General features: G+C 68.7%; 14 protein-coding genes, 1 tRNA gene and 2 pseudogenes. 10 read left to right on the forward strand and 7 right to left on the reverse strand.

Translation table 11 applies throughout. The annotated features are described in order from the left end of the window. The 3 genes and pseudogenes from B128_RS12100 to tsaE all read left to right on the forward strand — a co-directional run. A pseudogene (locus tag B128_RS12100) lies at nt 1-269 on the forward strand (hypothetical protein); the annotation flags it as partial. Nucleotides 270-337: 68 nt separating this feature from the next. Next, nucleotides 338-424 (forward strand) — tRNA-Leu (locus B128_RS0100740). Nucleotides 425-451: 27 nt separating this feature from the next. Then, on the forward strand, nt 452-880 hold the full coding sequence (gene tsaE, locus B128_RS0100745; RefSeq protein ID WP_026174905.1) for a tRNA (adenosine(37)-N6)-threonylcarbamoyltransferase complex ATPase subunit type 1 TsaE: 429 nt from the start codon (nt 452-454) through the stop codon (nt 878-880). Here the strand turns inward: tsaE and B128_RS0100750 are convergent. The 3 genes from B128_RS0100750 to B128_RS0100760 are packed head-to-tail and all read right to left on the reverse strand — an operon-like array spanning nt 851 to nt 2,606. Then, nucleotides 851-1,333 carry a TlpA family protein disulfide reductase gene (locus B128_RS0100750; RefSeq protein WP_018110395.1) on the reverse strand — a complete coding sequence of 161 codons (483 nt, stop codon included), beginning with the start codon at nt 1,331-1,333 and terminating at the stop codon, nt 851-853. The two genes, tsaE and B128_RS0100750, sit on opposite strands and share 30 nt — an antisense overlap. Nucleotides 1,334-1,376: 43 nt before the next feature. After that, complete coding sequence (locus tag B128_RS0100755) at nt 1,377-1,877, reverse strand: metal-binding protein (protein ID WP_018110396.1); 501 nt, start codon at nt 1,875-1,877, stop codon at nt 1,377-1,379. A 15-nt stretch (nt 1,878-1,892) separates the two neighbouring features. After that, a complete protein-coding gene (locus B128_RS0100760) occupies nt 1,893-2,606 on the reverse strand; it encodes a type 1 glutamine amidotransferase family protein (protein ID WP_018110397.1) in 714 nt (237 codons plus the stop codon). 82 nt (nt 2,607-2,688) lie between these two features. Here B128_RS0100760 and B128_RS0100765 point away from each other — a divergent pair, with 82 nt between their 5' ends. Then, the gene (locus tag B128_RS0100765) at nt 2,689-3,249 is read left to right on the forward strand and encodes a TetR/AcrR family transcriptional regulator (RefSeq protein WP_018110398.1); all 561 of its coding nucleotides are present in this window, start codon (nt 2,689-2,691) and stop codon (nt 3,247-3,249) included. Next, on the forward strand, nt 3,246-3,740 hold the full coding sequence (locus B128_RS0100770; RefSeq protein ID WP_018110399.1) for a CarD family transcriptional regulator: 495 nt from the start codon (nt 3,246-3,248) through the stop codon (nt 3,738-3,740). The genes B128_RS0100765 and B128_RS0100770 overlap by 4 nt, the downstream gene beginning before the upstream one ends. Before the next feature lie 26 nt (nt 3,741-3,766). On the opposite strand, the gene B128_RS0100775 is transcribed toward B128_RS0100770, so the two are convergent. From B128_RS0100775 to ispD, 3 genes are read right to left on the reverse strand one after another with little or no spacing between them, the layout of a single operon-like run. Then, a complete protein-coding gene (locus tag B128_RS0100775) occupies nt 3,767-4,333 on the reverse strand; it encodes a TenA family protein (protein ID WP_018110400.1) in 567 nt (188 codons plus the stop codon). Beyond that, on the reverse strand, nt 4,320-5,138 hold the full coding sequence (ispE, locus tag B128_RS0100780) for a 4-(cytidine 5'-diphospho)-2-C-methyl-D-erythritol kinase (protein ID WP_018110401.1): 819 nt from the start codon (nt 5,136-5,138) through the stop codon (nt 4,320-4,322). The genes B128_RS0100775 and ispE overlap by 14 nt, the downstream gene beginning before the upstream one ends. After that, nucleotides 5,126-5,776 (reverse strand): 2-C-methyl-D-erythritol 4-phosphate cytidylyltransferase, encoded by a 651-nt coding sequence (ispD, locus tag B128_RS0100785; protein ID WP_018110402.1) that lies wholly within the window; start codon nt 5,774-5,776, stop codon nt 5,126-5,128. The genes ispE and ispD overlap by 13 nt, the downstream gene beginning before the upstream one ends. A gap of 15 nt (nt 5,777-5,791) precedes the next feature. Here ispD and B128_RS0100790 point away from each other — a divergent pair, with 15 nt between their 5' ends. Then, entirely contained in the window at nt 5,792-6,568 is a 777-nt protein-coding gene (locus B128_RS0100790; RefSeq protein ID WP_483855273.1) for an undecaprenyl-diphosphate phosphatase, read from the forward strand. On the opposite strand, the gene B128_RS0100795 is transcribed toward B128_RS0100790, so the two are convergent. After that, a complete protein-coding gene (locus B128_RS0100795; protein WP_018110404.1) occupies nt 6,560-7,621 on the reverse strand; it encodes an aminotransferase class V-fold PLP-dependent enzyme in 1,062 nt (353 codons plus the stop codon). The two genes, B128_RS0100790 and B128_RS0100795, sit on opposite strands and share 9 nt — an antisense overlap. Before the next feature lie 145 nt (nt 7,622-7,766). Here B128_RS0100795 and B128_RS0100800 point away from each other — a divergent pair, with 145 nt between their 5' ends. The 4 genes and pseudogenes from B128_RS0100800 to B128_RS12105 all read left to right on the forward strand — a co-directional run. Then, a complete protein-coding gene (locus tag B128_RS0100800) occupies nt 7,767-8,816 on the forward strand; it encodes a DnaJ C-terminal domain-containing protein (protein ID WP_018110405.1) in 1,050 nt (349 codons plus the stop codon). Nucleotides 8,817-8,930: 114 nt separating this feature from the next. After that, nucleotides 8,931-9,152: a cold-shock protein gene (locus tag B128_RS0100805; RefSeq protein WP_014516375.1), complete on the forward strand. Its 222-nt coding sequence runs from the start codon at nt 8,931-8,933 to the stop codon at nt 9,150-9,152. A gap of 79 nt (nt 9,153-9,231) precedes the next feature. Then, nucleotides 9,232-9,708, forward strand: coding sequence for a GNAT family N-acetyltransferase (locus B128_RS0100810; protein ID WP_018110406.1), 477 nt, complete (start codon nt 9,232-9,234; stop codon nt 9,706-9,708). A 724-nt stretch (nt 9,709-10,432) separates the two neighbouring features. Next, a pseudogene (locus B128_RS12105) lies at nt 10,433-10,647 on the forward strand (hypothetical protein); the annotation flags it as partial.

The following is a 10,647-nucleotide window of genomic DNA, read 5'->3' on the forward strand; positions in this document are numbered from 1 at the left end:
GGCCGGTGATCCGGCTTCGGGGCGGGGGCGAGGCCAGGGAGGAGGCGCGGGTGCGGGCGCGGGAGGGGTGGGACCCCGAGGTGTACCGGTTTCGCGGGGTGGTGGAGGGGGTGTTTGGGGGGATGAAGACGCGGCTGGGNGGGGGGNACCTTTGGGAGCGGAAGCCTTGGACGGCCATGGCGCGGGCGCTTTTGGAGCTCATCGCCTACGGCCTTAGGGTTCTTCTCTCCCTTCTCCCGCCCCCTCCGGGGTACAAGGCAATTTACTAGGCAAGCCCCCCCAACCTTGACAAGGGAAGGGCTTTTGCTAAACTAAGGCTTGCGCCTGAGGCGCGCCTGCCGGGATGGTGGAACTGGTAGACACGCCATCTTGAGGGGGTGGTGCCCGCAAGGGCGTGCGGGTTCAAGTCCCGCTCCCGGCACCAAAGGGCCCTACGGGGCCTTTTTCCTTTATGCGGCAGCTTCTGGCACGCACCCTGAGGAGCCTGGAGGACACCCGCGCCCTGGCCCGGGAGGTCCTTCCCCTGCTTCCTCCTGGGGCCCTGGTGGTCCTCGAGGGCCCCCTGGGAGCGGGGAAGACCACCTTCGTGGGCTTCCTGGCCCAGGCCCTGGGCTTCCAGGGCCGGGTGACCAGCCCCACCTACACCCTCATCCACACCTACCCCACCCCGGAGGGCCCCCTGGTCCACGCCGACCTCTACCGCCTAAAGGACCCCACCCTCCTCCTGCCCCAGCTGGAGGCGGCCCAGGAGGGGGCCCGGCTGACCCTGGTGGAATGGGGGGACCCTGAGGCCCTGGGGGCAGATTTCCTCCTCCGGCTCCTGCCGGAAGGCGGGGTGCGGCGGGCCGAGTTATGGCAGGTCCACCCCGGCCAGGAGTAGGGCGTCCAGCAGGGCCTCCCGCCCCGCACGCCCGGCGAAGAGGGCCACCACCTTGCCCTCCCCGTCCACCACGAAGGTCCAGGGCTGGCCCAGGACCTTGAAGCGGTTGGCCACCTCATGGGGCCTATCCCGCTCCGAGGCCAGGAGGGGGATAAAGCGGGGGTAGGCCTTCATGTAGGAAAGGACCACCTCCTTGGTGTCCTTGGGCTCGCGGCTGATCACGTAAAAGGGGACCCCCGTCTCCTCGGCCACCCGGTGCAGGCCGGGAAACTCCGCCCGGCACACCGGGCACCAGCTGGCCCAGAAGACCAAAACCGCGGGTTTTTTCAGGTTGGATAGGGTCACGAGGCTGCCCTTGGGGTCCAGAAGGGCAAAGTCGGGTATACGCTGGCCGGGCTGAACAGCCAGGGCAAGGCCCCAGAGCAAAAAGAGCAAGGGCCCCAGCTTGCGCATACCCCCATTTTCTACCCTGCCCAGGCAGGGTATGTAAACCCCCTCACCTTGGCCGCCTAAGCCGCCTCAGGTCGTGGTCCGGCCAGATGCCGTCCGCCACCAGGTGGAGCCACTGGGAAAGGTAGTAGCCCATGAGGGCAAAGCCCCAGGCCTCCCGGGGCCAGGCGGGGGGGGTCAGGGAGAAGGAAACCCCCAGGTGGGCGGCCAGGCCCTGGGCCAGATAGCCCATGCCCCAGAGGAGGCCCACCAGGTACCCGAGCCGGGTCAGGGGGCCCAGCACCCAGGTGTGGGAAAGGCCGCGGTGGCGAAAGAGCCAGCCGTAGGGGCGCCAGAGAATCCCCAGCACCCCCCAGCGGCGCTGGGACCGCACCCCTTTCTCGGAAAGGTCCAGGTCAGGGGAAAGGAGAAAGGTGCCGGCCAGGTAGGCCAGGGCAAAGGCCAGGGCACGGGGCTCCTCCGGCGAACCCCCGTAGGCCAGGTAGGCCAGCGCCCCCCCGCCCAGCGCCGTCAGGTTGATGGCCTCGTGTACGCGCCCCGAGGGCATGGGGCCATGGTAGCGCTAAAGGGCAGGCAAGGGGAAGCGCTCCCCCGCGGAGAGGACGTCCACCTTAAGCCCCTTCACCCCCCGGCCGGTGAACTCCGCCCCCCCGGCGTCCACCAGGGTCACGCCCCCGGCCCACACCTCGCCCAGGCCCCGGAGGAGGCGCAAGGCGGTGTTCTCCATTAGCCCCAGGCCCACCAGGTCCGGGTTGTCCGCCACCAGCCGGGAAAGGGCCAGAAAGCGCCCCCGCTCCTCCACCCGGGGCAGGAGGGCTAGGCCCCGGAGAAGGGCAAGGCCCAAGGAGGCCCGCACCTCCCCCTCCAGGGGGTAGAAGGCCGCCTCGCCCAGAAGACCCGCGGCCTCCCCCAAGGCCACCACCCCACCCCCCTGGCGGTGGACCTCCAGAAGGGCCTGGAGCACCAGGCTCCCCCGGATGAGCTGGAGGAAGTCCGGCAGACCCTCGGCGGCCAGGAGGACCAGGGGGCTTGCCGCCACCGCCTGGGCCACACCGGGGTCAAAGGCCTCCTCCCGGCGCCGCAGGTGGAGGACCCGGCCCCGGCGGAGGCCCAGGTGGCGGTAGGCAAGCCGCCAGGCCTCGGCCAGGTCCCGCAAGGGGTAGGGGACCAGGAAGAGGGCCTCCCCCCGGGCCTCCTCCAGGAGGCGGGCCTCCACGGCGCGCAAAGCCCCCCGCAGGGGATCGGCGGTGAGGAGAGCAAAGAAACCCTGTCGCATACCCTGCCTCCTTAACCCTTAGGGTAGCGCCCTCCTCATGAAAGGAAAAGGGCGGTGTGGTAGACTTATGGGCGTGGCCGCGATGGTATCCCCCCCGGGGGCCCTTTCCAAGGACAAAAAGCAGGCCATCCTCGAGGCCACCTTGGAAATCCTCCGGGAAATGGGCCTTTCCGGGCTCAAGATGGAGGAGGTGGCCCGGAGGGCGGAGGTAGGCAAGGGGACCATCTACCTCTACTTCCGCGACAAAAAGGACCTCCTGAAGCGCCTGGTGGAGGAGAGAACCTGGGCCTTTTACCGGGAGGTGGAGGAGGTGGTGCGCCTGCGGGCGCCCTTTTTTGTGCGCCTGGAGGCCCTTTTGCAAAAGCGCCTGGCCTGGATCGCCGAGTGGCGGGGCCTCTGGGCGGCCGTGGCCCGGGAGGCCATGGAGGACCCCACCCCCTGGCTACGCGAGCTTCACCAGCACTACCTGGACCTGCTGGAGGAGCTGGTGCGAAGCGGGCAGGAGGAGGGCGCCGTGCGCCCAGAGCTTTCCCCCAAAGCCACCGCCCTGGTCATCGCGGCCTTGGGGTGCACCCCCCAGCTAGAGGTAGAGGCCTACTTGGAGCACCTCCTGGAGGTGCTCCGGAAAGGAGTCGCGCCGTGAAAGAGTTCCGTCCCGGCGACAAGGTGGTCTTGCCCCCTTACGGGGTCGGCGTGGTGGCGGGCATAGCCCAGCGAAGCGTGAGCGGGGTCAGCCGGGCCTACTACCAGGTGGACTTCCCCGGATCCCGCTCCAAGGCCTATGTGCCCGTGGAAGCCCCGCAAAGCGTGGGCATGCGCAAGGCCCTATCCCCCGAGGAGGTGCCCATCATCCTGGACCTCCTGAAAAACGGGCGCATGCCCCTGCCCAAGCAGTGGGCCGCCCGGCACCGCAAGACCAGCGAGATCCTGGCGGACGGAAACCCCTACCGCATCGCCCAGATGGCGGGGCAGCTACGGGCCTGGGAGCTGGAGCGGGGCCTGCCGGACCTGGACCGCCAGGCCCTGCGGCGGGCCATCTACCTCCTGGCCGAGGAGGTCTCCCAGACCCTGGAGGTCACGGTCCAGGAGGCCAAGCGCCTCTTTGAGGAGGCCTGGGGCGAGGAGCTGAACTAAGCCGAGGCCCTTCGGAGCCTCCTCCCCTAGAGGAGGAGGCTCCAGGTTTTTTTCTCCATCTCCAGAATCCGGCCCAGGTAGTGGGCCACCACCTGGGGATCCAGATGGGGGAGCTGGCCTTGGGCCATGACCTCGAGGTCAAAGAGCACCGCCTGGAACTCGGGGGCCGACCAGTGCTCCGAAAGCTCCTGCCAGGGGCCATCCCCCTCCACGTGGGCGTTCCAGGCCTCCAGAAAGAGGCGGTTGAGGAGGTAGAGGAAGACCAGGCGGTAGGGATAGGCCAAGGCCCCCATCTCCGCCAAGAGGTCCACGTACTCCTGCCGCACCGGGTGCACCGGGGCCTTGGGGTCGGCCCCCTGGGCCAGGAGCCAGTCCAGCTCCTCCACCGTGGCCAAAAGGGTGTGGACCAGGGGGATGCGGTGGGCCTGGGGCGCCTCGGCCAGAAGGCCCACCACGTAGCGGTACAGGGCCTCCACGAAGGGGTAGTCCTGCTGGAGCCAGAAGCGGAAGCGCTCCCGATCCCAGCGGATGGGCAGGGCCCGGATCTCCTCCAGGGCCCCGAAGGAGCCCAGCATCTCCTCAAGAAAGCGCATGCTGGCCCCCAATCCACCCCCACCGGGCATAACCCCCAAGCCGCAGGGCCTCCCAGGCCCGCCGGGCGTGGGCCTCGTCCTCGGCGAGGCCAAAGAAGGCGCTCCCCGAGCCGGACATCAACACCCCCCGAAGCCCCAGGGACCTAAGCCGCTCCTTGACCCCCTTAAGCTCGGGGTGGAGGCGGAAGGCAGGAGCCTCGAGGCTGTTCCAGTAAGGGGGTTCCTTCCCCTGGGCCAGGGCTTCCAGGACCTCTGCCACGGGAAGCTCGGGGGCGAAGTCGTGGGGCTTGACCTCCCCGTAGACCCTGGGGGTGGGCAGGCGCAACCCTGGGGCGAAGACCACCACGGGCAAGGGGGGGAGGAACCGGGGCGTGAGCCGCTCCCCTACCCCCCGGGCCTCCGCCACCCCGCCCTGGAGGAAGAAGGGCACATCCGCGCCCAGGGCCAGGGCCAGGGCGGGGAGGTCCACCTCCGCCGGGTAGAGCTCCCTAAGGCCCAGGAGCACCTGGGCCGCGTCCGCACTTCCCCCTCCCAGGCCCGCCCCCTCGGGCAGGGCCTTCTCCAGGACGATGCGCACCCCCCCAGGCCAGCCCGCCGCCTCCAGGTAGGCCTCCGCCGCCCGGTAGGCCAGGTTGCGCTTCCCATAGCGCCCCCGGAACTCTATCCCTTCGGGGATGGGCTCCAGAAAGAGGCGGTCGCCGAAGGAAAGGGCGGCAAAGAGGGTGTGGAGCTCATGGTAGCCATCGGGGCGCCGCCCCAGGAGGGAGAGGCCCAGGTTGATCTTGGCCCCCGCTAGACGTTCCATGCCCGCGCCAACGCCTCCGCCAGAGTGAGGTCTTCCGGGTAGGTGATCTTGAAGGCCGTCCTCTCCCCCGCCACCAGGGCCACGGGGTAGCCCAGGGCCCGCACCAGCTGGGCATCGTCGGTGGCGGCAAGGCCCCGCCTCCTGGCGTAGGCGTGGGCCTCCCGTAGCAGGGCAGTGAAGAAACCCTGGGGGGTCTGCACCAGGCGCAGGGCCTCCCGGGGGACCACCTCTCCGTATCCCTCCCCCTCGGGCCGGACCAGGGTGTCGGGAACGGGGAGCACGGGCACCGCGGCCCCCGTGGCCCGGGTGGCCTCGAGGACCCGTTCCACCAGGGCCCGGCTCACGAAGGGGCGGGCCACGTCGTGCACCAGGACCAGGGGGAGGCTTGCCGCCTCCAGGAGCCGGGCCACGGATTCCTGGCGCGTCCTTCCCCCCTCCAGGAAGGTGGCCCGCAGGGCCTCGGGGGGCTCAGCCCCCGGGGGCAGGGCCACCAGGACCTCCGCCGCCTCCCGGAAGGCCTCCAGGGCCCACTCCAGCAGGGTGCGCCCCCCCACCCGGAGGAAGGCCTTGGGCCCGAGGCCTAGGCGCTCCCCGTTGCCGGCGGCGGGGATGAGGACGGAAACCTCCACGCCCCTCATGGTACCATGGGCCGCGTGAGCGCTTGGGAAGCCCTTCTCCTGGGGTTCGTGGAGGGCCTCACGGAGTTCCTGCCCGTCTCCTCCACCGGCCACCTGACCCTCCTCTTCCACCTCCTGGGCCTGCCCGTGGAGGTGGACGCCTTCCTGAAAACCTTCCTCATCGCCATCCAGCTGGGGGCCATCCTGGCCGTCCTCCTCCTTTACGGCCGGCGCTTTCTGGTGGACGGCGCCCTGTGGCTGCGCATCGGGGTGGCCTTTCTCCCCACCGCCGCCATGGGGTTTTTGCTCTACCCCCTCATCAAGGAGGAGATCCTGGGAAAGGATGGCATCGTGGTCTTCTTCCTCTTCTTCGTGGGCCTGGTCCTCCTATGGGCCGACCGGCTGGCCGATAGGGCCCGCTACGGGGACGTGGGAGAGGTGCCCCTCCTGAGGGTGGCCCTGATCGGGGTCTTCCAGGGCCTGGCGGCCCTCTTCCCCGGCACCAGCCGGAGCGGGGCCACCATCCTGGGGGGGCTTCTGCTGGGCCTAAAGCGCCGGGCGGCGGCGGAGTTCAGCTTCCTCCTGGCCCTGCCCACCATGCTGGCGGCCGTGGGGTACGACCTCTACAAGACCGCCCCCGCCATCCCCAAGGAGGGGTGGGGGCTTCTGGGCCTGGGCTTCGGGGCCGCCCTGCTCACCGCCCTGCTTACCGTGCGGGGCATGCTGGGCTTCGTGGAGCGCTTCGGCTTCCGCCCCTTCGCCTACTACCGCATGGCCCTGGCCCTGGTCTACGCCCTCTTCTTCCTACGTTAGGGCCAGGACCCGGTCCAGAGCCTTAAGGAAGGCCTGGTAGAACTCCTTCCGCGCCCCCTCCCCCATGAGGCCCAGGCGCAGGACCTGGCCCCGGGTGGGGCCAATCCCCCCGGCCACGGCCACCCCCTCGGCGTAGAGGGCCCGCACCAGGCGGTCGGCCTCCACCCCCTCGGGGGGCCGGACCACCAGGACCGTGGGCAGGGGGCTCGCCTTGGGGTAGGGGCGGAAGCCCCGGGCCTCCAGCTGGCCAAGGAGCCAGGCGTAGACCTCCCGGGCCCGGCGCTCCCGGGCGGATATCCCCTCCTCCAGGGCCAGGTCCAGGGCCTCCAGGAGGGCGTAGTGCAGGAGGACGGGGGTGGTGTGGTGGTATCCCCCCCGCTCCCAGTGCTCCGCCACCCGCTCCAGGTCCAAATACCAGCCCCGCTTGCCGCGGAAGGCCTCCCGGGCCTCGGCGCTTAAGGCGATGGGGGCCAGGCCCGGGGGAGCCGAGAGGCACTTCTGACTCCCGGTGAAGGCGTAGGCCACCCCCATGGCCTGCATGGAGAAGGGGAGCATGCCCAAGGTGGTGACGGCGTCCAGGAAAAAGAGGGCCCCGGCCTCCCGGGCCAGGGCCCCCACCGCCTCCGCCGGGTTCAGCACCCCGGTGCTGGTCTCCCCGTGGACCAGGGCCACCATGCGGTAGCGCTTCCGCCTGAGCTCCCGGGCCACCCGCTCGGGGTCCACCGGCTCCCCCGGGGGAAACTCCAGGACCGTGGGCTCGAGGCCGTGGAGGGCCGCCATCTCCGCCACCCTCTGGGAGAAGGCGCCATTCACCAGCACCAGGACCGGGCCCCGGTCCAGGTTGGCCAGCCCCGCCTCCATGCCCAGGCTCCCCGAACCGGCCAAAGCGGCCACCAAGGCCCCCTCGCCAGGGTCAAAGAGGGCTCGCAACCGCTCCCTTATGGCCTGGTTCACCCTTAGCACCTCGGGGTCCAGGTGGCCGCGCATGGGGCGCAGGAGGGCTTTTTGCACGCGCTCGGGAATGGGGGTGGGTCCAGGGGTTAGGAGCAACATAAAGCCTCCTTAAAAGCCGAGGCCCCCGCGGGCAAACCCGGGGGGGCCCTTCCCGCAGGAAGGGGCCCCCTACCAGGTAGCTCGCAGGAGCCTCATTGCCGGGCACTTTAGCAGAAACCCCCTTCCCTTGTAAAGTGCTAGCTGGATGAAGGACTACTACGCCATCCTGGGGGTGAGCCGGGAGGCCACCCAGGAGGAGATCAAGAAGGCCTACCGCCGGCTGGCCCTGCAACACCACCCCGACCGCCACCCCGGGGACAAGGAGGCCGAGGAGCGCTTCAAGGAGATCAACGAGGCCTACGCCGTCCTCTCCGACCCGGAGAAGCGGGCCCAGTACGACCGGGGGCTTCTGGGGACGCCGGAGTACTCAGCCCAGGACCTCTTTGACCTCTTCGCCCAGGTCTTTGGCTTCCAGACCGGGCGCACCGCTCCCCGGGGAGAGGACCTGGAGGCCCAGGTGGAGGTGGAGCTTCAGGACCTCCTCACGGGCAAGGAAGCCGAGCTCACCTACACCCGCCTGGTCCCCTGCGAGGCCTGCCAGGGCCAAGGGGGGAAGCGGGTGGCCTGCCCCACCTGCGGGGGCCGGGGAATGGTGGAAACCTACCGCCAGGGGCTCTTCGGGGCCTTCGTGAGCCGCTCCACCTGCCCCCACTGCAAGGGGCAGGGCCATCTCCTGGCCGAGGCCTGTCCCACCTGCCGGGGCCGGGGCCGGGTGCCCCGGGAGGAACGGGTGCGGGTCAGGATCCCTCCGGGGATGGACGAGAACCACCTCCTGCGGGTCCCGGGCTACGGCAACCTGGGGCCCGGCGGACCTGGGGACCTGTACGTGCGCCTTTCCCTGCGCCCCCATCCCCACCTGGAGCGCCAGGGGGTGGACCTCATCTACCGGCTGCGCATCGGGCTAGCCCAGGCGGCCTTGGGCGCCCGGGTGGAAATCCCCGGGCTTTCCGGCCCCATCCCCCTGGACCTTCCCCCGGGCACCGGGCACGGGGAGGTGTTTGAGCTCCCCGGGGAAGGGCTTCCCCACCCCGGGGGGCATGGCCGGGGTGCCCTGCGGGTGGTGGTGGAGCTTTCCGTGCCCAAAAAGCTCTCCCCCAAGGCCAAGGAACTCCTCAGGGCCTACGCGGCGGAGGTGGGGGAGGAGGTGGCCCCCGAGGGGTTTTGGGAGCGGGTCAAGGGGTTCTTCCGCAAATAGCCCCTCCCGTGGTATAGTGGGGTATTCCGGGTCGCTTCAGGGTGGCCCCCAGGGTCTAAAGCAACCCCTAAGTCCCGGATACGGGCCCCACGGGTCCGGAAGCGAAGGAGCAGTATGCAGAAGGGTCGGGTCAAGTGGTTCAACGCGGAGAAGGGCTACGGCTTCATTGAGCGCGAGGGCGACACCGACGTGTTCGTCCACTTCAGCGCCATCAACGCCAAGGGGTTCCGCACCCTGAACGAGGGCGACATCGTCACCTTTGACGTGGAGCCGGGCAAGAACGGCAAGGGCCCCCAGGCGGTGAACGTCACCGTGGTGGAGCCGGCCCGCAGGTAAAAGGCCCCAAAGGCCGCCCCGGGGGTACCCCCGGGGCGGCGGCTTTTCCTCATCCCCTTCTGGGGAAAGAGGGAATAGCATGGGAAGGATGCGGACCCTAAGCCTGAACCTCCGCCCGGCGCAGCCCGAGGACGCCCCCCTCCTGCATGGGCTCTTCCGGCAAAGCCCCGGGTACTTCACCCTCATCGGGATGGAACCCCCGAGCCTCGAGGACGTGGTCCAGGACCTCCTCACCCTGGAAAAGGACCCCCGCCGGCGGGCCTTCCTCCTCCTCCTGGGGGTGGAGGCGGTGGGCTACCTGGACTACAAGCTCCACTACCCTGAGCCAGCGGACGCCACCCTAAGCCTCCTCCTCATCCGCGAGGACCACCAGGGCCAGGGGCTGGGGCGGCGGGCCCTGGCCCACCTCATGGACCACCTGGCGGGGGCCGAGCGGCTCTACGCGGTGGTCTATGGCAACAACCCCCGGGCCAAGCGCTTCTTCCAGGCCCAGGGGTTCCGCCACGTGAAGGACGGGGGACCCGCCCTGAGCTGGTACGTGCGGGAGTTAACATAAAGGCCCCATGGGGAACCCCCATGGGGCCCAAAAGCCCTATTCCTTCACTCGGGCAAACCACCTTCGCCATCCATTGTTGGCTCCGTAAGAACGGGAAGATCCAGAACCTTAAGGGTCCCTACGGACTGAACCTGAATGACCTGCGAGCTCCACCCACTGGACAGATTAACTTGCGGATCAAGTTGGGGAGCCTGGCCACTAGTTGTTAGTCGCGTAACGTCTACGCCAAAAGCCCAAAGATAGGCTCGGTAGTTACCCGGGGGAAGAGTGATCTGAGCGGCTTGGCTGAACTGTACCTGCGTGTCCGTGGTGTACCAACCAAAGGGCCTTGCAACGGGGTTACCATTTTGATCCAAAAGCCAAAGTTCTACCAGGTAAGACTTGGCCCCGGGAACGGCTGACCAGGAAATGGTAGCGGAGTTCCGGGTTGCTTGCACAGTTATGTTCTGGGGTTGGGGAAGAATTGACGTAGCGCTAACAGTTATCTGTCGGCTAAACCCGGAACCCAGACTCGCTGTTATGGTGTAGGTACCTGAAGAAGGAGCCAACGAACCCCTAGCAAACCACCTAAACATAGGTCCAAAGAAATCGCTCCTAACAGAAGGCCAGGAAAAGGAAAAGCCATTGGGACCAGTAACAGCAAAAGTAAATCCATCCCCCCCTTTCGGATATTCAATGCATACCCCCTTGACAAGCCAAAGGAAAAGGGGGCGCTTGGTGAGCTGTGGAAGAACACCAGACGCCCCCTTCCATCCTACCCCTGTCCCTGGAGGAACTGGTCCCCCTGCTCCAGGCATGGCTCCAAGCCCGCTTGCCAGAAGGGGAGAGAAAACCCGGCAGGCCCAGGACCTTCTCCGACCTCAGCCTCTTTCTCTTCCACCTGGTCCGCGCCCTCCTGGGCTTCTCCAGCGAACGCATGCGCCGGGAACTGGCCCGCAA

It is taken from the genome of Thermus igniterrae ATCC 700962 (genome assembly GCF_000376265.1).
Taxonomy (GTDB): Bacteria; Deinococcota; Deinococci; order Deinococcales; family Thermaceae; genus Thermus; species Thermus igniterrae.

Bases quoted from the DNA above. Each gene is read 5' to 3' on its own strand.
- B128_RS0100765 (WP_018110398.1), top strand. From the start codon at position 2,689: ATGGTATCCCCCCCGGGGGCCCTTTCCAAGGACAAAAAGCAGGCCATC.
- B128_RS0100775 (WP_018110400.1), bottom strand. From the start codon at position 4,333: ATGCGCTTTCTTGAGGAGATGCTGGGCTCCTTCGGGGCCCTGGAGGAG.
- B128_RS0100795 (WP_018110404.1), bottom strand. From the start codon at position 7,621: ATGTTGCTCCTAACCCCTGGACCCACCCCCATTCCCGAGCGCGTGCAA.
- B128_RS0100810 (WP_018110406.1), top strand. From the start codon at position 9,232: ATGGGAAGGATGCGGACCCTAAGCCTGAACCTCCGCCCGGCGCAGCCC.
- B128_RS0100760 (WP_018110397.1), bottom strand. From the start codon at position 2,606: ATGCGACAGGGTTTCTTTGCTCTCCTCACCGCCGATCCCCTGCGGGGG.
- ispE (WP_018110401.1), bottom strand. From the start codon at position 5,138: ATGGAACGTCTAGCGGGGGCCAAGATCAACCTGGGCCTCTCCCTCCTG.
- B128_RS0100750 (WP_018110395.1), bottom strand. From the start codon at position 1,333: ATGCGCAAGCTGGGGCCCTTGCTCTTTTTGCTCTGGGGCCTTGCCCTG.
- B128_RS0100755 (WP_018110396.1), bottom strand. From the start codon at position 1,877: ATGCCCTCGGGGCGCGTACACGAGGCCATCAACCTGACGGCGCTGGGC.
- B128_RS0100805 (WP_014516375.1), top strand. From the start codon at position 8,931: ATGCAGAAGGGTCGGGTCAAGTGGTTCAACGCGGAGAAGGGCTACGGC.
- ispD (WP_018110402.1), bottom strand. From the start codon at position 5,776: ATGAGGGGCGTGGAGGTTTCCGTCCTCATCCCCGCCGCCGGCAACGGG.
- tsaE (WP_026174905.1), top strand. From the start codon at position 452: ATGCGGCAGCTTCTGGCACGCACCCTGAGGAGCCTGGAGGACACCCGC.
- B128_RS0100800 (WP_018110405.1), top strand. From the start codon at position 7,767: ATGAAGGACTACTACGCCATCCTGGGGGTGAGCCGGGAGGCCACCCAG.